Source organism: Sutterella massiliensis (genome assembly GCF_016899755.1).
GTDB classification, from domain to species: domain Bacteria; phylum Pseudomonadota; class Gammaproteobacteria; order Burkholderiales; family Burkholderiaceae_F; genus Sutterella; species Sutterella massiliensis.
On sequence record NZ_JACJJC010000315.1, the window covers coordinates 1 to 406 of the forward strand.

A 406-nucleotide genomic window follows, 5' to 3' on the forward strand; every position below is an offset into this window, starting at 1 on the left:
GATCAACGCAGTCGCCGAGCATATCGTCGACAACCAGGCGCTGCTCGACCGCGTTGCCATGTACGGTAAGCTCAAGCAGAGCACCGATGACGTTCTTGGTCGTCTGGAAGCGCTTCAAACGGAAGAAGCGGCAGCAAAAGCGTCGGTCGAAGCGCTCAAGCAGAACATCCGCGTGGAAGCAGAGGCTGAGAACAAAGCGCTTTTGGACGAAAACGCAGCGCGCAGATGTCGAGCAGAAGCGCGCCGTTCTCGGCAATATCGTCGAATGCAGCGACGCCATTGAAATGCAGCGCATGCTGAAGTCGGAGATCGACGCTGCGGAAAAGCGCCTTGCGCTCTTTGAGAAGGAAACAGACGCGCTTGACAGCAAGCTCCGAGCCGCGGTCGAGAACGCATCCGGCTACGC

General features: G+C 58.4%; 1 protein-coding gene. It reads left to right on the forward strand.

Annotated elements, in window-relative coordinates:
- Positions 1 to 283: hypothetical protein (locus H6A60_RS12730; RefSeq protein WP_205105222.1), on the forward strand; the 283-nt coding region annotated here is incomplete at its 5' end.
- Between the last annotated feature and the right edge of the window lie 123 nt (positions 284 to 406).